20 protein-coding genes are annotated in these 20,841 nt (G+C 60.3%); 3 read left to right on the forward strand and 17 right to left on the reverse strand.

Annotated features, from left to right (window positions below; genetic code table 11):
• Positions 1 to 153 precede the first annotated feature (153 nt).
• From thiI to pyrR, 10 genes are all read right to left on the reverse strand, one after another.
• A complete protein-coding gene (thiI, locus tag DWY05_RS00280; protein ID WP_117820577.1) occupies positions 154 to 1,398 on the reverse strand; it encodes a tRNA uracil 4-sulfurtransferase ThiI in 1,245 nt (414 codons plus the stop codon).
• Positions 1,399 to 1,680, reverse strand: a complete 282-nt coding sequence (locus DWY05_RS00285) for a DNA-directed RNA polymerase subunit omega (RefSeq protein ID WP_035138532.1) — start codon at positions 1,678 to 1,680, stop codon at positions 1,399 to 1,401. It lies immediately after the preceding gene.
• A gap of 5 nt (positions 1,681 to 1,685) precedes the next feature.
• Positions 1,686 to 2,255, reverse strand: a complete 570-nt coding sequence (gene gmk, locus DWY05_RS00290) for a guanylate kinase (protein WP_006236131.1) — start codon at positions 2,253 to 2,255, stop codon at positions 1,686 to 1,688.
• Positions 2,256 to 2,564 (reverse strand): integration host factor, actinobacterial type, encoded by a 309-nt coding sequence (gene mihF / locus DWY05_RS00295; RefSeq protein ID WP_006236130.1) that lies wholly within the window; start codon positions 2,562 to 2,564, stop codon positions 2,256 to 2,258.
• A 239-nt stretch (positions 2,565 to 2,803) separates the two neighbouring features.
• Positions 2,804 to 3,520, reverse strand: a complete 717-nt coding sequence (pyrF, locus tag DWY05_RS00300) for an orotidine-5'-phosphate decarboxylase (protein WP_035138533.1) — start codon at positions 3,518 to 3,520, stop codon at positions 2,804 to 2,806.
• Positions 3,514 to 4,422 (reverse strand): dihydroorotate dehydrogenase, encoded by a 909-nt coding sequence (locus tag DWY05_RS00305; protein ID WP_195621782.1) that lies wholly within the window; start codon positions 4,420 to 4,422, stop codon positions 3,514 to 3,516. The genes pyrF and DWY05_RS00305 overlap by 7 nt, the downstream gene beginning before the upstream one ends.
• Before the next feature lie 14 nt (positions 4,423 to 4,436).
• Positions 4,437 to 5,204 (reverse strand): dihydroorotate dehydrogenase electron transfer subunit, encoded by a 768-nt coding sequence (locus tag DWY05_RS00310; RefSeq protein ID WP_117820614.1) that lies wholly within the window; start codon positions 5,202 to 5,204, stop codon positions 4,437 to 4,439.
• Between the two features lie 116 nt (positions 5,205 to 5,320).
• Positions 5,321 to 6,610, reverse strand: a complete 1,290-nt coding sequence (locus DWY05_RS00315) for a dihydroorotase (RefSeq protein WP_117820575.1) — start codon at positions 6,608 to 6,610, stop codon at positions 5,321 to 5,323.
• Positions 6,594 to 7,538, reverse strand: coding sequence for an aspartate carbamoyltransferase catalytic subunit (locus tag DWY05_RS00320; RefSeq protein WP_055309882.1), 945 nt, complete (start codon positions 7,536 to 7,538; stop codon positions 6,594 to 6,596). Before DWY05_RS00320 ends, DWY05_RS00315 begins: the two co-directional genes overlap by 17 nt.
• A 4-nt stretch (positions 7,539 to 7,542) precedes the next feature.
• Positions 7,543 to 8,127 (reverse strand): bifunctional pyr operon transcriptional regulator/uracil phosphoribosyltransferase PyrR, encoded by a 585-nt coding sequence (gene pyrR, locus DWY05_RS00325; RefSeq protein ID WP_006236123.1) that lies wholly within the window; start codon positions 8,125 to 8,127, stop codon positions 7,543 to 7,545.
• Positions 8,128 to 8,578: 451 nt separating this feature from the next.
• Here pyrR and rpmB point away from each other — a divergent pair, with 451 nt between their 5' ends.
• Complete coding sequence (gene rpmB, locus DWY05_RS00330; protein WP_022094725.1) at positions 8,579 to 8,767, forward strand: 50S ribosomal protein L28; 189 nt, start codon at positions 8,579 to 8,581, stop codon at positions 8,765 to 8,767.
• Positions 8,768 to 8,963: 196 nt separating this feature from the next.
• Here the strand turns inward: rpmB and DWY05_RS00335 are convergent, their stop codons facing one another.
• Positions 8,964 to 9,740, reverse strand: coding sequence for a transposase (locus DWY05_RS00335; RefSeq protein WP_117820574.1), 777 nt, complete (start codon positions 9,738 to 9,740; stop codon positions 8,964 to 8,966).
• Between the two features lie 331 nt (positions 9,741 to 10,071).
• On the opposite strand from DWY05_RS00335, the gene adhE reads away from it, so the two are divergent.
• Together adhE and DWY05_RS00345 are read left to right on the forward strand one after the other, a co-directional pair.
• Positions 10,072 to 12,720: a bifunctional acetaldehyde-CoA/alcohol dehydrogenase gene (gene adhE, locus DWY05_RS00340; RefSeq protein ID WP_117779086.1), complete on the forward strand. Its 2,649-nt coding sequence runs from the start codon at positions 10,072 to 10,074 to the stop codon at positions 12,718 to 12,720.
• 88 nt (positions 12,721 to 12,808) lie between these two features.
• Entirely contained in the window at positions 12,809 to 13,573 is a 765-nt protein-coding gene (locus DWY05_RS00345; RefSeq protein WP_006236119.1) for an aminoglycoside phosphotransferase family protein, read from the forward strand.
• Positions 13,574 to 13,752: 179 nt separating this feature from the next.
• Here the strand turns inward: DWY05_RS00345 and DWY05_RS00350 are convergent, their stop codons facing one another.
• The 6 genes from DWY05_RS00350 to DWY05_RS00375 are packed head-to-tail and all read right to left on the reverse strand — an operon-like array spanning position 13,753 to position 20,841.
• Entirely contained in the window at positions 13,753 to 15,474 is a 1,722-nt protein-coding gene (locus tag DWY05_RS00350; RefSeq protein ID WP_231500748.1) for a proline--tRNA ligase, read from the reverse strand.
• The gene (ispG, locus tag DWY05_RS00355) at positions 15,475 to 16,557 is read right to left on the reverse strand and encodes a flavodoxin-dependent (E)-4-hydroxy-3-methylbut-2-enyl-diphosphate synthase (protein WP_117773531.1); all 1,083 of its coding nucleotides are present in this window, start codon (positions 16,555 to 16,557) and stop codon (positions 15,475 to 15,477) included. It lies immediately after the preceding gene.
• A 13-nt stretch (positions 16,558 to 16,570) separates the two neighbouring features.
• Positions 16,571 to 17,932, reverse strand: coding sequence for an RIP metalloprotease (locus DWY05_RS00360; protein ID WP_117564266.1), 1,362 nt, complete (start codon positions 17,930 to 17,932; stop codon positions 16,571 to 16,573).
• Between the two features lie 25 nt (positions 17,933 to 17,957).
• Positions 17,958 to 19,145, reverse strand: a complete 1,188-nt coding sequence (gene dxr / locus DWY05_RS00365; RefSeq protein ID WP_117837150.1) for a 1-deoxy-D-xylulose-5-phosphate reductoisomerase — start codon at positions 19,143 to 19,145, stop codon at positions 17,958 to 17,960.
• Entirely contained in the window at positions 19,145 to 20,044 is a 900-nt protein-coding gene (locus tag DWY05_RS00370) for a phosphatidate cytidylyltransferase (RefSeq protein ID WP_231500749.1), read from the reverse strand. The genes dxr and DWY05_RS00370 overlap by 1 nt, the downstream gene beginning before the upstream one ends.
• 2 nt (positions 20,045 to 20,046) lie before the next feature.
• On the reverse strand, positions 20,047 to 20,841 hold the full coding sequence (locus DWY05_RS00375) for an isoprenyl transferase (protein WP_117629174.1): 795 nt from the start codon (positions 20,839 to 20,841) through the stop codon (positions 20,047 to 20,049).

Raw genomic sequence — 20,841 nt, forward strand, 5'->3', positions numbered from 1 at the left:
ACCGGTTTTCGCGGTCAAACCAAAAGCTGACCAAAACCTTGCGCAATAATGTCCATTTATTCAGGCAAACGTCGACAAATGAACCGTTTATCGCCTAATGCCCAGATAGCAAAAGACCGACGATGCAGGCGCATCGTCGGTCTATGCACAAATTTATTCGTGATCTTGGTAAATCTCACGCGGAGCAAGCTCCGAATGTTTGCGCTTTAAGGTCTTAGGGGCCTTATACGTGTTGCTCTCGAAGTCGATGTACTCGGTCTGCTTGAGCAGGCGCTCGATCATCTCCTCGTGATCGAACAACTCCCAGGCCTCATGCACAGCATCGAGTTTAGCGTGCGTCTCGGGACGGCGCGGCATAAATAGCGTGCAGCAGTCGGGAGCGGCCTCAGTCGAGATATCGAACGTACCGATCTCCTCGGCGCGCGCGATGATCTCCTGCTTGTCCGAACCGATGAGAGGGCGGAACACGGGGATCTTCACGGCCTCGTTGACGGCCATGATGTTCTCAAGCGTTTGGGAGGCAACCTGCCCAAGCGATTCGCCCGTAACGATAGCCTTGGCACCCTCGATGTGTGCAATGCGCTCGGCAACCGAATACATAATGCGGCGATACATGATCACGCGCAGGTTGCTGGGACAGGTAACCGAAATCTCACGCTGGCAGTCGCCAAACGGCACCACGTACAGGCGGCCGATCTGGACACCTGGCTCAAGCGCACGGATGATGTCCTGCACCAAATACTCGCTCGTATCGGGCGTCTGCGGACGACCGGAGAAATGTACCGGCACGCACACCGCGCCGCGACGCGCGAGCATCCAGGTCGCCACCGGAGAATCGATACCCGACGACAACAGCGTCACGACCTTGCCGGCAGAACCCACCGGCAGACCGCCCACGCCACGCTCGGAGCGCGCATACACGTAGACGCTACCCTGGACCACCAGTACGTGCACCATCGCATCGGGGTCGTGCATTTGAACCTTTTTATCGGGGAAGGCCTCACACAGTACCTCGCCCACCTGACGATTGATGTCAATCGAAGTGAGCTCATAGTCGGTATTGGAGCGCTTGGCGTGCACCTTAAACGAATCGAAGGGGCCAAACTCGCGCAGCGCCTTGACGGCGGCGGCACAGTACTCCTGCGGGTCGCGGTTAGTGTGATACGCCAAAGACACGCGAGCAACGCCGGGAACGGTGCGAATGACACGCGCCGCCTCATCGGCCTGATGCTCGTTAAAGGTCACGAGGATATAACCGGAAATTCGAGACACGGTATTCACGGAAAAGGCGGCCAAGGCCGCCTTGATGTTATCCATGAGGATATGCTCAAAATGTGCGCGGTTCTTACCCTTCAGTCCAACCTCGTGATAGTGGACCAGGCAGACGCGAGCCGCCATTTAGGCTTCAGCAACCTTGTGGCCGAGCGCCTTCTCGTAACGGGCCTCGTCGTAAGAGATGTCGCCGTCGACAATCTCGTCCATAGCCATCGAGATGGTATCGGCACCGGAAAGCCCGATGGTGATGTCATCGACATCCTGGACGGCAAGCACGCGGTTGTGCTGGCCACGCAGCATGCTGTTAATGTCGCAGGCGCGCTTGGAGGCAAGCGAAGCGAGCAGGAAGCGGTTGTGATCGGTCTTCTCCAGAAGATCGTCAATGCAAGGCTTTACAACGGACACGGACCTCAGATCCTTTCATGCATATCGAGAACGCGAACGAGCTCATCGGTCGCGCGGTCGAGATCGTCATTCACCACGACGTCGTCGTAGCGGTCGGCAAGGGCAAGCTCATCGGCGGCGTTTGCCATACGCAGCTCAATCGTCTCGGGCGTCTCGGTACCGCGACCGACTAGACGCTCGCGGAGCACCTCAAGCGAAGGCGGCTTGATAAAGATCAGCACGGCCTCGGGGAAACGCTCCTTCACCTGCAGGGCGCCCTGGACATCGATCTCCAAAATCAGAGACGCGCCCGAGGCGAGCTTGGATGTAACCTCGCTCACCAACGTGCCATAGCAGTTACCGTGGACCTCGGCCCACTCAACAAACTCACCGTTTGCCACGCGGCGGTCGAACTCCTCGCGCGTCAGAAAAAAGTAGTTGACGCCGTCGACCTCACCTTTGCGTGGTGCTCGCGTGGTAGCCGAAACCGTCAGGCCCAGGTTCGAGCGGCGCTCGCGCACACGAGTGACGAGCGTGCCCTTGCCTGCGCCTGACGGTCCAGAAATCACAAAGAGCTTGGAATCCTGAGCGCTCACTTATTTGGTCAGCTGCTCGAGGAGCTGCTCGCGCTGACGGACGCCGAGGCCCTGGACGCGACGGGTAGCGGAGATACCGAGCTCCTCCATGATCTTGGCGGCCTTGGCCTTGCCATAACCAGGGAGAGACTCGATGAGGGTGGAAACCTTCATGCGGGAAGCAATGGGGTCATCGGAGTTGAGCACAGACTCGAGGGACTTCTCGCCCTTCTTGATCTGCTCGCGAAGCTCAGCGCGGGCGTGACGTGCGGCAGCAGCCTTCTCAAGAGCCTGCTTGCGCTGCTCATCGGTAAGCTGAGGGAGTGCCATTCGTACCTCCAAATAGTTGGGTTATATCTGATTCAATAATTGGCATTTTAGCACGTAGAACGTACAAAATGCCCAATAGCGGCTCCATAGGTTAGACGATACCCGCAAAAAGTGCAATATACTGCGCCCAAAGTTAAGCCCCTGACCTGCGATTCCACACAAAGGATGGGAAAGTTTACGCAGGCACAGGGGCTATTTTGTGCTAATGAGACCCAAAAGTGGTGACTTAGGGGAATCTTTTACGCGACGTTTTCGACCAGCTCGGCGACGATGGCGTCAAAGGCGGCAACCGGATCGTCGGCACCGGTGATGGGACGTCCCACAACAATGTGGCTTGCACCACGCTCGATAGCCTGGGAAGGCGTCGCCACGCGAGACTGGTCACCAAGAGCGGCACCCACCGGACGCACGCCCGGGGTCACGATGAGGGCATCGGGACCCAGCAGCTCACGCATGTCGTGAGCCTCCATCGGCGAGCACACGATGCCATCGATGCCGTTGGCCTGAGCGAGCTTTGCCAGGCGGGCGGCCTCCTCGGCCACGGGCGACTCGACGCCGATCTCGCTCAAGGCATCCTGATTCATGCTCGTGAGCACGGTGATGGCGACGAGCTTGGCGCGGTCCTCGCGCGCCTCCTCGGCACCCTCGCGGCAGGCAGCGAGCATGGCGCCCGAACCCAAACCGTGGACCGAGAGCAGGTCGGCACCGGCAAGCGAGGCCGAGCGGGCGGCACCGCGAACCTGATGCGGAATATCATGGAACTTGAGGTCAAGGAAGACCTTAAAGCCCAGGTCCTTGAACGTCTTGACGATCTCAGGACCCTCGGCGTAATAGAGCGTCATGCCAACCTTGAGCCAGGCGGCATGGCCCGAAAGCTCGTGGGCAAGCTCGAGCGCACGCTCACGGTCGCAGTCGAGAGCGACGATAACACGGTCGCGGGCATCGGTCTCTAGCATTCGAAAGCACCTACCAGCTCGTTGATGTCCTTTACGCCCTGGGACTCCGCCCAGGCCTCGAGCTCGTGCGCGATCTTGAGCGAAGCGCACGGATCGACGAAGTTGGCCATACCGACCGACACGCAGGTGGCGCCGGCCAGGATAAACTCAGCCGCATCCTCGCCGGTCATGACACCGCCGACGCCGTTGATGGGGATATCGACGGCCTGGGCGACCTCCCAGACCATGCGAACGGCGATGTGGTGGCACAGCGGACCCGAAAGGCCGCCCTTGGGTTTGGCAACGCGGGACTTGCGGGTGTGCACGTCAATGGCCATGCCCTGGATGGAATTGATGACCGAAAGGCCGTCGGCGCCGGCGGCCTCGAGAGCCTTGGCAATCTCGGCGACGTTAACCGGAGCCATCTTTACGAACAGCGGCTTATCGGTCACCTTGCGGCAGGCAGCCATAACGGAAGAGGCGCCCTCGGGCGTGGAGCCCATGGCGGCACCGCCGGCGGCGATATTAGGGCAGCTCACGTTGATCTCGTAGCCGGCAGCCCAGGGGCACAGCTCGACATACATCTCGAGCGCGCGGACAAACTCCTCGACGGAGTGACCGGCGACTTGGCAGATAACCTGACAACCGTCCTTGGAGAGCTGCTCGAGCCACGGACCGGACTCACGGGCAAAGGCGGCCACGCCGGGGTTCTGAAGGCCCACGGAGTTGATCATGCCGCCGGGAATCTCGGCCATGCGGGGCGCGGGGTTGCCGGGCCAGGGCTCGGCAGCGCAACCCTTGGTGGTGATAGCGCCCAGCTGGGAAACATCAAAGAAGTTCTGGAACTGCCAACCGTAGCCAAAGGTACCGGCTGCGGTGTTGATGGGGTTCTGCATCTTGACGCCGCCGAAATCGACGGCCATGTTCACGGTACCCACTAGAAGACCACCACCTTGGAAGCATCGAACACGGGGCCGCACATGCAAGCACCCTTCATACCGTCGACCGTCTCGACATTGCAGGTGTTGCAGGCGCCAAAGCCACAGCTCATCATGCGCTCGAGGGACACCTCGCAGTACGCACCGGCCTCGGCGGCAGCGGCGGCGACTTTCTTCATCATGACAGCGGGGCCGCAGCTGGCCACATAGTCGTAGCCGCCCTCGCCGAGCAGCTCGGCTGCCGGGTCGGTGCAAAAACCGTGCGTGCCCAGCGTGCCATCATCGGTGCACACGTTAACCGTGGCGCCCAGCGCGCGGAACTCATCGACACCCACGGCCTTGGAAGCGGTGCCAAAGCCCAGGCAAACGTCGACATCCACGCCCTGCTCGACAAGCTTGCCAGCGAGGCAGAGCACGGGCGGAACGCCGATGCCGCCCGCCACGAGCAGTGCCTTCCTGGTGCCCTCGGGAACAAGCCAGCCGCGGCCGCCAGGGCCCAACAGGTTGGACTTGGAGCCGGGGGCCATCTGCGACAGACGACGGGTGTCGTCGCCCACGACGGCGTACCACAGCTCGACGGTACCGGCCTGGGCGTCGGCGCGATAGAAGCTCAGGGGCACGCGAAGCAGCGAGGACGCATCGCCGGGCACGGCGATGTTCACAAACTGACCGGGCTTGAGCGCACTTGCAAGCTTGGGGGCCGAGATGACGAGCGAGAAGATGCCGTCGGCGATCTCCTGGTTCGAGACGACCTCGAAGTCGTGCATGCGTGCAGTGGAAGGTGTGAGCATAGACGCTCCAATCCCCCATGCGATTGCATGGTCAAAACGAACAGAAAGCGCGGCACCGCAAGGGCACCGCGCACAAAAGCGATAAGGCTATGCTAGCAGATGCAGCCGTCGGCGAGCGTCTGCTTACCGCCGACAAACACATCGGTGGCACGACCGGTAAGCGTGCGGCCGGCAAAACCGGAGTTCTCGGCGCGCGACTCGTAACCGTCCTCGCCGACCGTCCAGGTGGCAGAGGGGTCGAACACGGTCAGGTCGGCAACGGAGCCCGCCTTGACCTGAACCTGGTCGAGGCCCAGGATCTCACGCGGCTTGATGGCCATGAGCTCGACCATGCGGCCCACGCTCATCTTGCCCGTGTTGACCAGCTCGGTGAGCACAAGTGACAGCGAGGTCTCGAGGCCGATCATGCCAAAGGGCGCAAGCTCGAACTCGCGGGCCTTCTCCCACGGGGTGTGGGGAGCGTGATCGGTGACGATAGCGTCGACGGTGCCGTCGATGACGCCCTGACGGATGGCCTCGGCATCCTCCTCGGTACGCAGCGGCGGATTGACCTTGAGCGAGGTGTTGTAGGTCTCGTCCAGGTCGTTCTCGGTCAGGAACATGTGGTGCGGGGTGGCCTCGCAGGTAACCTGAACGCCAGCGGCCTTACCGGCACGCACGATCTCCAGACCATGGGCGGTGGAGATGTGCTGGATGTGCAGCTTGGCACCGGTCAGCTTGGCGATCTCGATGTCGCGGGCGATCTGGAGCTCCTCGCCGGCAGCCGGCCAACCCTCGAGGGCCAGACGGGTCGAGACCTTGCCCTCGTTGATCTGGCCGTGGCCGACCAGGTCCTCGTCCTGGCAGTGGCTCATGAAGACCTTGCCGAACATCTTGCCGTAGTCCATGCAGCGACGGAGCATGCCCGCGCCCTGCACGCCGCGACCGTCATCGGTGAAGGCGACGGCGCCGTGGGCGACCATATCGCCCATCTCGGACATGGCCTCGCCCTTAAGACCGCGGGTCATGGCGCCCGACGGATAGACGCGGCAGTGGCCGACCTCGGCAGCGCGGGACTTGACGAACTCCACGACAGTGCCGTTATCGGTGACGGGATCGGTGTTGGGCATGGCGCACACGCCGGTAAAGCCGCCCTTGGCAGCTGCGCGGGTGCCGCTCTCGATGTCCTCTTTGACCTCGTAGCCGGGCTCGCGAAGGTGAACGTGCATGTCCACCAGGCCGGGGACGAGGTACTTGCCGGAAAGGTCGCGGACCTCGGCCCCCTCGACGGCGAGATTCTCGCCGACCTCGGCGATCTTGTCGCCGTCAATCAGGACGTCAACGACACCGTCAAGCTCGACGGACGGGTCGACGACGTGGGCATTCTTAAGAAGCAAGGCCATTATCGGCACCTCCAAGCAGCAGATACAGGATAGCCATACGCACGCAGATACCGGCGTAGACCTGCTCCAGGATGACGGAGCGTTGCGGGTGGTCGGCCATATAGGAGTCGAACTCGACGCCGCGGTTGATGGGGCCCGGGTGGCAGATGATCGCGTCGGGCTTCATGAGCTTCTCGCGGTCCTTGGTCAGGCCGAAGAGCTTGTGGTACTCGCGAATAGTCGGGAACGGGGCACCCTCGAGGCGCTCCTGCTGCACGCGCAGCATGTAGACGACGTCCAGCTCGGGCAGGACGGAATCGAGGTCGCTCGTCACGTGGTCGCAGCCCAGGACCTCGGGCGACGGCGGCAGCAGCGTGCCGGGGGCGACGGCGTAGGTCTCGCAGCCCATGATCTTAAGGGCGGGGATCAGCGAGCCGCAAACGCGGGAGTGGGCGATATCGCCGACGACGGCGACCTTCAGACCGTGGAAGTCACCCTTGTGCTCCCAGATGGTGTACAGGTCGAGCAGGGCCTGCGTAGGATGGTTGTGCTTGCCGTCACCGGCGCAGATGACGCTTGCGGGCGAGTTCTGCGTGACGATGTAGGGAGCGCCGGCGTGCTTGTCGCGCACGACGATGCAGTCGATCTTATAGGCGTTGAGGGTCTCAACGGTGTCGACGAGGCTCTCGCCCTTGACCGTGGAGGTCGAGGAGCCACCAAAGTTAAGGCTGTCGGCCGAAAGACGCTTCTCGGCGAGCTCGAAGGAGCTACGGGTGCGCGTCGAGGGCTCGTTGAACATGTTGACGATGGTCTTGCCCTTGAGCGTGGGGACCTTCTTGATCGCACGCTCGTTGACCTCGGAGAACGCCTTGGCGGTCTCGAGGATGAGCTTGATGTCCTCTTCGGAGTACTCGGTAATGTCGATCAGGTGCTTATGGTTGAACGCCACGGTACTACTCACCTCCCAGCGGCGCGGAGCCCACGTGGGAACCCGGCGCGACGTCGTTAATCTCGACGGCGGTGTGGCCGTCGACTTCCTTCATATATAGGTGCACGTTCTCCTCATGCGACGAGGGAACGTTCTTGCCGACAAAGTCCGGCGAGATGGGGAGCTCACGGTGGCCGCGGTCGACGAGGACCGCCAGCTCGATGCGGCTCGGACGGCCCAGGTCCATGACGGCGTCGAGAGCGGCGCGGATGGTACGGCCCGTATACAGGATGTCGTCCACCAGCACGACGCGTTTGCCGTCGACGCTGAAGGGAATGTTGGTAGCGTGGATCGCGGGAGCGAAATTGGTCGCATAGTCATCGCGGTAGAAGCTAATGTCCAGGCTGCCGAGCGGAACGTCGACGCCCTCGATCTCCTTGATCTCCTCGGCGAGCTTCTTTGCCAGAAGGTCGCCGCGCGTGACGATGCCGACCAGAGCGAGGTCTTCACAGCCCTCGTTGCGCTCGAGAATCTCGTGCGCGATGCGGGTCATCGCTCGATTGACGGCGGTCTCGTCCATGATGACCGCCTTGGGGGAAGTCGTGCCCATCGATCTCCTTCCTCACATGTCTTGACTGCTGACACAGTCAAAAAAATAGATGCCCGACCGCTCAAAGCGGACCAGACACCCACAGGAAGGGCTGCTCTTTGGCAGCTATGTAATTCCATGTGGGTATCTCGTACCCCTTTAATGGTCAAGGGATAGTGTAGCCAACCTCGAGCTTAATTGCGAGCATAAATACAGAACAATCCGTAAACGGGCGCAGGCGCTCCATAAACCTATATATATTTGTGGGACGAGCTTGAAAACCTTGTTGCGAGCTGGCATAATCCCCTCTGCTGCACGCAAATCGGATCTACGTCCAGGGCCGTGGCGTGAGCACTATCGCCAAAAGAGGAATATCTCTGTGTAGATTACGCACAGGGAGCTGCTTCTGTGCTATAGTTCAGGCTTGTTTGTTAACGCGACATGTTCGTTTGTCGCCCAAGGAGGGTCAGTTATGTCCAAAGTTTGCGAAGTTTGCGGTAAGCACCCCGTTGCCGGTCGCTCCATCAGCCACTCTCACCGCGTCACCAACCGTAAGTTCCGCCCCAACATCCAGCGCGTCTACGTCGTTGTCGATGGTCACCGTCGCAAGATGAACGTTTGCTCCACCTGCCTCAAGTCTGGCAAGGTTGCGCGCTCCTAAATAAGGTCTTACCAACAAGTACCTCGGACTCTCCGGGTCAAAGACCTCGCGTTCATATAGAACTTACCAAAGGCGCCCTCCCCTACGGAGGGCGCCTTTTTGCACTCATTGGGGAATGACTTACATGAGTGTTTTCACGCATTGGGGACAGACATGGCGCACGCAAGCGGCACACCGACTGGCTCCGGCCCCTGCCTCACGCTGCATCCTTCCAGCCTGCAGTTGCCTTGGTCACACTCGTGGCGCCGATACCGGTGATACGAGCAATTTGCTTGACCGTGAGATGCGCCCGCCTGAGCCTCAGCAGACACGCATCACGTTCGGGGCGAGGCAGGGCCTTGAGCAGCGCAGGATCTATGCTGAGCAGGACTTCGCGCGCAACGGAAAGAGCGTCCTCATCGGGGATCCGTCGACGCGGAAGAATCTCCACTGACCAAATACGCCCGGCAACTTCCTTAAGATGCTCGCAATAGCGACGAGATCCCCCGACAATATCGAGCATAGGGGCCGCATCACAGATGTCAAAGGGATCGTAGCCCAGCTGATATGCCTTGAAGCTTGACCAGCGATACGCCTCGAGCGAGTCGAGCGCACCTTTCACGGGATTGAGATGGATATAATCGAGCAGCTGCACCGCCTGCGTGTCCGACTCAACCGCAACACGCGAATAGCGATTGTCAAACAGATGACCCGTTCTTCCCGTTTTCCCATTGAAATACTTAGCATACGCCGTCAGTGCGCACTGCATTGCCTTTGAAAGGTTGTCATATGGGTCATCAACCATCAAATGGAAGTGGTTGTCCATAAGGCACCAAGCCAACACCGCCACTTTTAGGCGAGCAAACCTGTCCGAGATATCCGATAAGAAACGATATCGGTCAGAATCATCTTCAAAAATAATCTGCTTGGAGTTGCCACGGTCAAAGACGTGGTAATAGCCGGTGAGCGAAACGGCGCGGGCGCATCGGGGCATAATCTCTCCTTTCAAAACTGAACAGGCAACACCTAAAAGGAGAGAAGGAACGCGAAATGCTGAGCCTGTGACCTATTTATATCCAATGAGCGGCATAAACAGGTCCAGAACGGCAAAATGACAAAACGATGTCTGTCCCCAATGAGTGAAAGCACTCATGTAAGTCTGTCCCTAATGAGCGGGGCGATGCACTGGCAGATAGTTTTAGTTAAAACGCTTCAGTTTATTGAAGCGTTTTAGTATGCCTTTTACGGGAATCTTGCCGTTCGCCGAATAATTTCTTGCTATCATGCAAGTCGTAGGGTAAATCTCCGATCGCAAGGAGACACAAATGGTGAAAAAGTCACCGGAAAACACTACTCCCGCAATTGTGGACAACGTAGAGGCGCTTGAGGCTAAGCTCGCTCAGATGCGAGAGGCCCAGGCGCTTTTTGCTACGTACACGCAGGAGCAGGTCGACAAGATCTTCTATGAGGCCGCCATGGCCGCCAACAAGGCTCGTATCCCGTTGGCGAAGATGGCCATCGAGGAGACCGGCCGCGGCGTTCTTGAGGACAAGGTCATCAAGAACCACTACGCCGCAGAGTACATCTACAACGCTTACAAGAACACCAAGACCTGTGGCGTTCTGGAGCGCGACGAGGCTTACGGCATCACCAAGATCGCCGAGCCCATCGGCATCGTGGGCGCCGTCATCCCGACGACCAACCCCACCTCCACCGCGATCTTCAAGACTCTGATCAGCCTGAAGACCCGCAACGGCATCATCATCTCCCCGCACCCGGCAGCCGCCAAGTGCACCATCGCCGCCGCCAAGCTCGTGCTTGACGCCGCCGTCAAGGCCGGCGCCCCCGAGGGCATCATCGGCTGGGTCGATGTCCCCTCCATCGAGCTGACCAACATGGTCATGCGCGACGTCGACATCATCCTCGCCACCGGTGGCCCGGGCATGGTCAAGGCCGCCTACTCCTCGGGCAAGCCCGCCCTGGGCGTTGGCGCCGGTAACACCCCGGTCGTCATCGACGACACCGCCGACGTGCTGCTCGCCGTCAACTCCATCATCCACTCCAAGACCTTCGACAACGGCATGATCTGCGCTTCCGAGCAGTCCGTGACCGTCATCGACACCATCTATGACCAGGTTAAGGCCGAGTTCCAGAAGCGCGGCTGCTACTTCGTCAAGCAGGGTGCCGAGATGGAGGCACTGCGTGCCGCCATGTTCAAGAATGGCGCCCTCGATCACCGCATCCCCGGCATGGCTGCTGCCAAGATCGCTGAGCTCGCCGGCATCGAGGTTCCCGCCAAGACCAAGATCCTGATCGCCGAGGTCACCTCCACCGACCCCGCCAAGGAGGAGTTCTCCCACGAGAAGCTCTCCCCGGTCCTGGCCATGTATCACGCCAAGGACTTCCAGGAGGCCGTCGACAAGGCCGAGCACCTGGTGCTCGCCGGTGGCCCGGGCCACACCGCCTCTCTGTACGTGCACCCCGCCCAGGCCGAGAAGATCAGCCTGTTCGAGCACGTCATGAAGGCCTGCCGTATCGTCATCAACACCCCGTCCTCGCACGGCGGCATCGGTGACCTGTACAACTTTGGCATGAAGCCGTCTCTGACCCTGGGCTGCGGCTCCTGGGGCGGCAACTCCGTCTCCGAGAACGTTGGGGTGAAGCACTTGATCAACGTTAAGACTGTGGCCGAGCGCCGTGAGAACATGCTGTGGTTCCGCGCTCCCGAGAAGGTCTACTTCAAGAAGGGTTCCACGCCCGTCGCCCTCGACGAGCTCGGTACCGTCATGGGCAAGAAGCGCGCCTTCATCGTCACCGACCAGTTCCTCTTCAAGAATGGCAACACCCGCGCCATCGAGGCCAAGCTCGACGAGATGGGCATCGCCCACGACTGCTTCTACGACGTCGAGCCCGATCCGTCGCTGCAGTGCGCACGTCGCGGCGCCAAGCAGATGGCTCTCTTTGAGCCGGACGTCATCATCGCCGTCGGCGGTGGCTCCGCTATGGACGCCGGCAAGATCATGTGGATGATGTACGAGCACCCCGAGTGCAAGTTTGAGGACATGGCCATGGACTTCATGGACATCCGCAAGCGTATCTTCACTTTCCCCGAGATGGGCAAGAAGGCCTACTTCGTCGCCGTCCCGACCTCTTCGGGTACCGGCTCCGAGTGCACGCCGTTCGCCATCATCACCGACAAGGAGACCGGCATCAAGTGGCCGCTCGCCGACTACGCGCTGCTCCCCAACATGGCTATCGTCGACGCCGACAACTGCATGACCGCCCCGCGCGGCCTGACCGCTGCCTCCGGCATCGACGTCATGACCCACGCCATCGAGTCCTACGTCTCCATCATGGCTTCCGACTACACCAAGGGCCTCTCCGAGCGCGCTGCTAAGCTCGTCTTCGAGAACCTGCCCTCCAGCTTCACGAACGGCGCCAAGGACCCGCATGCCCGCGAGGAGATGCACAACGCCTCTTGCATGGCCGGTATGGCCTTCGCCAACGCCTTCCTGGGCCTCAACCACTCCATGGCTCACAAGCTCGGCGCCTTCCATCACCTGCCCCACGGCCTCGCCAACGCCGTCATCCTGACCCGCGTTATGCGCTACAACGCCGCCGAGGCTCCCGTCAAGATGGGTACCTTCTCCCAGTATCCTTACCCCAACGCGCTGCACAACTACGCCGAGATGGCCAAGTACTGCGGCATCGAGGGCAAGGACGACAAGGAGGTCTTCGAGAACTTCATCACGAAGCTCGAGGAGCTCAAGGACTTCATCGGCGTCAAGAAGACCATCGCCGACTACGGTGTTGACGAGCAGTACTTCCTCGACACCCTCGACGAGATGACCGAGCAGGCATTCAACGACCAGTGCACCGGCGCAAACCCGCGCTACCCGCTCATGAGCGAGATCAAGGAGCTCTACCTGGACGCCTACTACGGCCGCGAGCCTCAGGACTACGCCGTCTGCTAGTTTTAGCACGGTTTTTAACGGCGGGGGTGCACGGGTGTTTCACACACCCCCGCCGTCGCTTCTATCGCATCGTTGAAAGGATGCAACCATGCTGCTACCCGATTCCAAGACCGAGCTCGTCCGCCGTGGCAACAAGGTCGTTTACGACCTGGGCGACAAGATCGTCAAGGTCTTTAACGAGACCAAGCCTGTCTCCGACGTGTTCAACGAGGCTTTGAATCTTGCCCGCATCAATGAGTGCGGCATCCGCAGCCCCAAGGCTCTCGAGGTTTCCCAGCTCGAGAACGCCAACGGCTGGGCGCTCGTGACCGAGAAGGTTCCGGGCACCACCCTTGCCGAGAAGATGACTGCCGAGCCCCAGCGCTTTGGTGAGTATCTCGAGATGTTCGTCGACCTCCAGATCGAGATCCACGGCTACACCTCCCCGCTGCTCAACCGTCAGCGCGACAAGTTCGCCCGCATGATCGACAGCCTTGATCAGCTTAATGCCACCACGCGCTACAACCTTCAGGAGCGTCTGGACGGCATGACCAAGGAGTTCAAGGTCTGCCACGGCGACTTCAACCCCTCCAACGTCATCGTCGGCGACGACGGCCAGCTCTATGTATGCGACTGGGCACACGCCACCCAGGGCTCCCCTGCTGCCGACGTTGCCACCACCTACCTGCTCTTCGCCCTCAACAGCAAGGATCAGGCTGAGGCCTACCTGGAGCTCTACTGCGACCGCGCCGACATGCCCATGCAGGTCGTGCGTCAGTGGACGAGCATCGTCGCCGCTTCCGAGCTCGCTCGTAAGCGCAACGTGAACGATGAGTTCCTGAAGAACTGGATCGACGTCGTCGATTATCAGTAATATCTGAGCGATTTATTTCGCATCGGAGGCACAAAGGGAAACCCCACAGCTCGAATGGGCTGTGGGGTTTTCCTTTTAGATATCGAGGATGCCACAAGATAAAAGGACGGCCCCACATCTCCCCGATCTGGAGAAATGCGGGGCCGTCCCGTATATCGAACTACAAGCGAAATCGTCGATTAACGGCGGGCCGCCTTAACAAGCTCGGCAACCTTGGCGACGACCTCGTCAATCGCCACGTCCTCGCGCTCGCCCGTGGCACGGTCCTTGAGCTCAACGTTGCCATTCTTAAGGCCACGCTTGCCAAGCACCACCTGATACGGGAATCCCATAAGGTCGTTATCGGCAAACTTAAAGCCGGGACGCTCGTCACGGTCGTCGACGACGACCTCGATACCCTCGGCGCACAAGCCCTCGACGATTTGGTCGCAGACGGTTGCGCACTCCTCCTTCTTGGGATCGAGCGGAATCACCGCGACCTCGTACGGGGCAACGGAGACCGGCCAGACGATGCCGTGTTCGTCGTTGTGCTGCTCCACGACGGCAGCAAGCGAGCGGGACACACCAACGCCGTAGCAACCCATGATGAGCGGCTTCTCCTTGCCGTCCTCGTCCATAAAGGTGGCACCCATGGCCTCGGAGTACTTGGTGCCCAGCTGGAAGACCTGCGAGACCTCGATGCCGCGGGCAGCAGAGAGCGGCTTGCCGCAGTGCGGGCAGGGATCGCCGGCAACGACGGTGACCAGATCTGCCCACTCATCGACGGTAAAGTCGCGCTCGGGGCAGGCACCGGTAAAGTGATAATCGACCTCGTTGGCACCGCAGGCCCACTGCTTGGACTCGCGCAGGCTCTCGTCACACACCAGACGGATGCCCTCGGGCAAGTTAACCGGTCCGATAAAGCCCTTGTGCAGACCGTTCGCCTGAAGCTCCTCGTCGGTCATCATGCGATAGCCCTTGCCAAAGACATGCTCGGCCTTGCAATCGTTGAGCTCGTGGTCGCCCGGGACAATGGCCACGACGGGCTTGCCCTCGGCGTCGATGAGTGCCAGAGACTTGCGCGTGCCGTTCTCGGGGAAGCCGAAGAACTTTGCAACGGCCTCGATGGTGCCCATGCCCGGAGTCTCGACCTTGGTAAGCGCACCGTCGCCAGGACCCTCGGTCACAACGACCTTGGTGCTTGCGGCCTCATCGTCGGCTGCAAAGCCGCAATCGTCGCAGTAGACGAGCGAAGCCTCGCCGGCGTCAGCCAAAGCCATGTACTCGACGGAGGTATCGCCACCGATCTCGCCGGAGTCGGCGACAACGGGCAGAGCCTTGATGTAGCAGCGCTCGCAGATGTTGGCGTAGGCCTGCTTCATCTTGTCGTACTCCTCCTGCAGACTCTCCTGCGTGGCGGAGAAGCTGTAGGCGTCCTTCATGATGAACTCGCGGCCGCGCATCAGGCCAAAGCGGGGACGGAACTCGTCGCGGAACTTGTCCTGAATGTGGTACAGGTTAACGGGCAGCTGTTTGTAGGAGCGCAGCTCGTTGCGCACCAGGGCCGTGACGGTCTCCTCGTGCGTGGGACCCAGGACGAACTCGCGACCGTGACGGTCGTCAAAGCGCACAAGCTCCTTGCCATAGGCGTCGATGCGGCCGGACTCACGCCACAACTCGGCGTCGACCATGATAGGCATCATAAGCTCCTGGGCGCCGGCAGCGTCCATCTCGTCTCGCACGATATTCTCAATCTTGCGGATCGAGCGCCAAGCAAGCGGCAGGTAGGAATACAGACCGGCGGCCTCTTTGCGGATCATGCCGGCACGGAGCAGCAGGCGGTGGCTGGCGAGCTCAGCGTCCGCCGGATCCTCTTTGAGCGTCGGCGCATAGAGCTTAGACATATACATTGCTCGGGTCATTTATTTCTCCTCAATTAGTTTGTCGACCTCGGCCATAAGCGCGTCGACAATTTGATCCTCAGCTACTTTACCAATGATCTGGCCATGCGAAAAGAGCAAGGCCTGACCACGTCCGCAAGCAACGCCCAGGTCGGCATCAGAAGCCTCACCGGGGCCATTAACGGCACATCCCATGACGGCAATCGAAAGCGGCGCGGCATAGTTCTTAAGCCGCTCGGTGACCTCCTCGGCGATGGGAATCAGGTTAACCTGGCAGCGGGCGCACGTGGGGCAAGAGACAATCTCGGGACCACGGCGACGCAGGCCCAGTGACTGCAAAATTCCCCAGGCGACCGGCGGCTCCTCAACCGGATCGGCCGTGAGCGACACACGCATGGTGTCACCGATGCCTTCGGAAAGCAAGATACCCAAGCCTACAGAGCTCTTGATGGTGCCCTGAAGCTTGGTCCCCGCCTCCGTCACGCCCAGGTGGAGCGGAACATGCGGTATCTCGCGCGACAGGGCGCGATAGGTATCAAGCGTCGTCTGTACGCTATGGGCCTTGGCGGATAGCACGATGTTGGTAAACCCACGGTCCTCAAAGTGCCGCACAAAGCGTTCGCTCGACATCACGAGCTTTTCGGGCTGCGTGAGGTCGTCGCGCTCGGCGATATCCTGCTCAAGCGAACCGGCATTGACGCCGATACGAATCGCACAGCCCGCGGCACCCGCAGCATCGATCACCGCGTCAACCTTGGCCCAATCGCCGATATTGCCGGGGTTGATGCGCAGCTTAGAGGCACCAGCCTCGACAGCGCCAATGGCAAGCTTATGGTTAAAATGGATATCGGCGACGATTGGCACCGGAGACTCGGCACAAATCGTGCGAAAGCCCTCGAGCGCAGCCTCGGTAGGCACGCTCACGCGCACGATATCGCAGCCAGCCTGCGCCAACGCGCACACTTGCGCAAGCGTTGCCTGGGCATCAGCAGTATCGGTGCAGGTCATAGACTGAACCACGACCGGAGCGCCACCACCGATCTGCACGCCGCCCACATGCACGGGGCGTGTCAACTCGCGAGGCAAAGGATGGGATAAAGACAATCCAAACACTCCCCTACAGAATAAAACGAAGGATGTCGGAACGAAGCATATAGACAAACAGCAGTGCAAAGAGCGCGATGCCGACATAGCTGACGATTGTCTGCACTTTGAGCGGCAGCTCGCGGCCCGCAATCTTCTGAATGATCTCGATGACCAGCTTGCCGCCATCGAGTGGTGGGATGGGCAGCAGGTTCATAAAGCCAAGCGAGAACGAAATGAGGGCGGCAAACGAAAGGAACGTGGCAGGGCCGGCAGCAGCGGCCTGTGAGGACATAACGCTAATACCAACGATCGAAGAAGACTGATCGAGAATCTCCATCGTATGCTGCGGCTGGAGCAGGCGCATCACGCCATCCGCTGTCTGCACGACATAGGAGAACGACAGGCGAGCCGACGTGATGGGGTCTAAACGGACCACCTGCGTAGAGGCATACACACCTAGGCGCTCGTCCTCTTTGAGCGCAACCGTGGTCGAATGCTGCTTGCCGTCACGCTCGTACTCGATGGCGATATCGTCCTTACCGGCAGCCTTGCCGATGGCATCGTAGACATCCATCCAAGTGGAACATGAGACACCGTCAACCGAAAGGATCGCGTCACCGCCCTCGATACCCGCCTTGGCGGCAATAGACCCCTCGTCAACCTGACCGATCACGTTGGTATCCATCGGCACGGTGACACCCGCAATGGAATAGATGCTCATAAGGAGCAAAAAACCCGTCAAGATATTGACGATAATGCCCGCGAGCAGCATAAAGGCGCGCTTGAGAAAGCCTTGGCCAAGATAGGTGTGCGAGCGCTCTTGCGCAAGGAACTCGGCCTCGCCGCACGGCAGCTCCCACACATCGCCCTCGGCAGTCGCATGTTCGCGATCGAAACGGCGACCATCAAAGGTGGTATAGCCTGCCTTGTCTCGCGGCAACGTCTGATATTTGGTGGGATAGTAGCTCGGCGAGGGCTTCTCCCCTTCCTCATACCAGGGCGCGATGGAGCCCCAGCCCAGCAAAAGGGCGCATGCCTCGAGCACATCCTCCTCGGAAAGCTCGAGCTCGACAGCAAGGTCGGCCACGGTCACGCGACCATGACGATAGATAGCCGCGAGCACGCGGTCGGCGCACGAAACATCGGTCGGATCCATACCGCAGATGGCAGCGTAGCCACCCAGCAGCAGCGGGGTCACGCCAAACTTGGTTCCAATGCGACGCGACGTGTAATGGATGTCAAAGCGGCACGGCAGACCCAAAAAGAACTCGGTCACACGGACGCCGCAGGCACGCGCCGCCAAAAAGTGGCCGCCCTCGTGCAAAAACACGAGGACGGAAAGCATCAGCAGGCCCCAAAAGACCGATGAGAGAACGCTCAGAACAGTATCCATAAAACGAAAAAGCAATCCTTATGGGTTAGGAACGGGTTGCGGCGAGCACCTGCGCAGCCTTTTCACGCGCCCACGCATCGATGTCGCGAAGCTGCTCAAACGAATCGACCACCTGCATATCGTGGGCGTCCATGCAGGATTCCACAATGCGATCGATATCGGTAAAGCTGCAGCCATCGTGCAGGAAGGCATCGACGGCGACCTCGTTGGCGGCATTGAGCACGCACGGCATGGTGCCACCCGTCTTGCCGGCACGCTCGGCCAGTGCCAGACAGCGGAAGGTATCCATGTCGGCAGCATCAAACGTGAGCTGCCCCAGCTCGCGGAAATCGATACGAGGCGCCGGAGTATCCCAACGCTCGGGATACGAGAACGCGAACTGGATGGGAATACGCATGTCGGATGCACCGAGATGCGCCATCACGGAGCCGTCGGCGAACTCGACCATAGAGTGAATCTTGGACTGACGCTGCACGACCACGTTAATGAAATCGAGGTCGCAGTTAAACAGATGCATGGCCTCAATGCGCTCCAGGCCCTTGTTCATGAGGGTGGCGGAGTCAATGGTGATCTTGGCACCCATGGCCCACGTGGGATGCGCGAGGGCATCGGCACGCGTCACGCGATCGAGCTCGTCGCGCGTGCGGCCAAAGAACGGACCGCCCGAGCAGGTGAGCCAAATGCAGTGGGCCTCGCGCGGGTTCTCCCCCAGATAGCACTGGTAGATGGCGGAATGCTCAGAGTCGACCGGAATAAGCTGGCCCGGTTGCGCCAACGGCATAAGCAAGTCGCCACCGACGACGAGGGACTCCTTGTTGGCAAGGGCAAGGCGCTTATTCGAGGTCAAGGCCGCATGGCTCGCCTCGAGACCGGCGGCGCCCACAATAGCGACAAGCACGCAGTCGACATCGTCGCGACGCGCGAGCTCGCAAACCGCCTGCGCGCCAACGCCGAGCTTCGTTCCCTCGGGCAACTCCTGCAGCACGGCGTCATCGCCATGATCGACATCGGCCACGGCAACCGCCGGAACCGAGAACTCGCGGGCAGCGGCAACGAGCTCGGAGGTACTGGAGTTAACGGACAGCGCCGTCACCTGCAGGCGATCGGCATGCTGGCGGCACACATCGAGCGCCTGGGTGCCGATAGAGCCCGTACAACCCAGGATGGCAACGCGAAGGCGTCCATCGGGGCCATACGTCGTCTGGAAGGACATTACAGCACGCCTCCGATCATCAGCAACAGCTGCGCGGTGATGCAGCCGAAGATAAGCGAATCGCTACGATCGAGCATTCCGCCGTGGCCCGGGATAAGGTTGCCGGAATCTTTGACGCCCACACCGCGCTTGATGCGCGACTCGATAAGGTCGCCGATAACGCCCAGAATGGACACGACCACGCCGCACAGCAGCGCATAGGGCAGGCTGAGCTTGTAGAAGTGCGTCGCCCACAGGATGAGCCAAATCAAAACCGAGCCCAAGATGCCGCCGGCAAACCCCTCCCAGCTCTTTTTGGGAGAGATCTTGGGAACCATCTTGTGCTTGCCGATACGGCTGCCCACGATGTAGGCAAACGAATCGGAGACCCAAAGGGACGCGCAAACGCCCACTGAAAGCAGGGCGCCGGCAAAACCGGGCACGGCATCGCGCAGCAGCACGATAGCCGACAGCATAAAGCCAGTGTAGATGGGACCCATGAGCGTCACGGCCACATCAGAGATGCGGGTACGCGGCGACCAGACATACCAAATGCCCACAGCGAGCATCAAGGCAAAAAGCAGGGCATTCAGCAACATCGAATCGCCCAACGCCGACAGCGGAAAGAGTACGGCGGCAGCGATACCCATGCGCTCGTTAGCCATCTTGCCATCGAGCCTTGTCATACGGAAAAACTCATAGCAGCACAGACCGCTCATGACAGAAACAAAGATGGCCGTGGGCACGATACCCAAAACCAGGCACAGGATAAAGACAACGGCGTAGACGATACCGGCGGCGGCACGGGTAATAAAGCCCGCCAGCCACGAACCGGTGCCGCTCTTCGCTGCAGGCGCTCCCGCAGTGGCAGCTTTGCGCACAGGCGTCTTGGGAGCAGATGCCTTGGGACGATCGGACACGATTAAGCCTCCTCGGTCTTGCTCAGTCCACCAAACCTACGGTCACGGCCCTGATAGGCCAAAATGGCGTCGACAAGGCCCCAACGATCAAAGTCGGGCCAATAGGTATCGGTGACGTAGAATTCGGAATAAGCCACCTGCCACAGCAGATAGTTCGAAAGGCGCAGCTCACCAGAGGTGCGAATCACAAGTTCGGGATCGGGAAGACCGGCGGTATAGAGGTGGGAAGCCACCATGTCGTCATCAATTGCGGCAGGATCGATCTTACCGGCGGCAGCGTCGACTGCGATCTGACGGACAGCACGGGTAATCTCGGCACGCGCGCCGTAGTTGACGGCAAGCGCCAGCGTCATACCGGTGTGATCGGCGCACTCGGCAAGACCGCGTTCAAAAACGTCGCGGGTCTTCTTGGGCAGCGCGGAAATGTCACCCAAAAAGACAACGCGCACGTTTTCGCGCTTCAGAAGCGGCAGCTCGTCGATAAACGTCTTGGCAAACAGATGCATCAAGACGTTGACCTCATGCTGCGGGCGGTTCCAGTTTTCGGTAGAAAACGCATAGGCCGAAAGCACGTCGACGCCCAGGCGCACGCAGGCGGTAATGATCTCGCGCAGCGAGACGATACCCGCCTTGTGGCCCTCGGTGCGTGCAAGACCGCGCGACGTGGCCCAACGACCGTTGCCGTCCATGATGCACGAGATATGGTGCGGAATGTTATTGAGGTCAAGGTCGGAAAAACCGACGCCCGCAGGGGCGTCGGCAAAGTACTCGACCAGTTTATGCTCGTCGTATTGCAC

Source organism: Collinsella sp. AF23-4AC (genome assembly GCF_003462685.1).
In the GTDB taxonomy this organism is placed as follows: domain Bacteria; phylum Actinomycetota; class Coriobacteriia; order Coriobacteriales; family Coriobacteriaceae; genus Collinsella.

Bases quoted from the DNA above. Each gene is read 5' to 3' on its own strand.
- thiI (WP_117820577.1), bottom strand. From the start codon at position 1,398: ATGGCGGCTCGCGTCTGCCTGGTCCACTATCACGAGGTTGGACTGAAG.
- mihF (WP_006236130.1), bottom strand. From the start codon at position 2,564: ATGGCACTCCCTCAGCTTACCGATGAGCAGCGCAAGCAGGCTCTTGAG.
- pyrF (WP_035138533.1), bottom strand. From the start codon at position 3,520: ATGCTAGAGACCGATGCCCGCGACCGTGTTATCGTCGCTCTCGACTGC.
- DWY05_RS00305 (WP_195621782.1), bottom strand. From the start codon at position 4,422: ATGGCCGTCGATTTCGGCGGCGTCAAGATGCAGAACCCCATCAACACC.
- DWY05_RS00310 (WP_117820614.1), bottom strand. From the start codon at position 5,204: ATGCACGACTTCGAGGTCGTCTCGAACCAGGAGATCGCCGACGGCATC.
- DWY05_RS00315 (WP_117820575.1), bottom strand. From the start codon at position 6,610: ATGGCCTTGCTTCTTAAGAATGCCCACGTCGTCGACCCGTCCGTCGAG.
- pyrR (WP_006236123.1), bottom strand. From the start codon at position 8,127: ATGGGCACGACTTCCCCCAAGGCGGTCATCATGGACGAGACCGCCGTC.
- rpmB (WP_022094725.1), top strand. From the start codon at position 8,579: ATGTCCAAAGTTTGCGAAGTTTGCGGTAAGCACCCCGTTGCCGGTCGC.
- DWY05_RS00335 (WP_117820574.1), bottom strand. From the start codon at position 9,740: ATGCCCCGATGCGCCCGCGCCGTTTCGCTCACCGGCTATTACCACGTC.
- adhE (WP_117779086.1), top strand. From the start codon at position 10,072: ATGGTGAAAAAGTCACCGGAAAACACTACTCCCGCAATTGTGGACAAC.
- DWY05_RS00345 (WP_006236119.1), top strand. From the start codon at position 12,809: ATGCTGCTACCCGATTCCAAGACCGAGCTCGTCCGCCGTGGCAACAAG.
- DWY05_RS00350 (WP_231500748.1), bottom strand. From the start codon at position 15,474: ATGACCCGAGCAATGTATATGTCTAAGCTCTATGCGCCGACGCTCAAA.
- DWY05_RS00360 (WP_117564266.1), bottom strand. From the start codon at position 17,932: ATGGATACTGTTCTGAGCGTTCTCTCATCGGTCTTTTGGGGCCTGCTG.
- dxr (WP_117837150.1), bottom strand. From the start codon at position 19,145: ATGTCCTTCCAGACGACGTATGGCCCCGATGGACGCCTTCGCGTTGCC.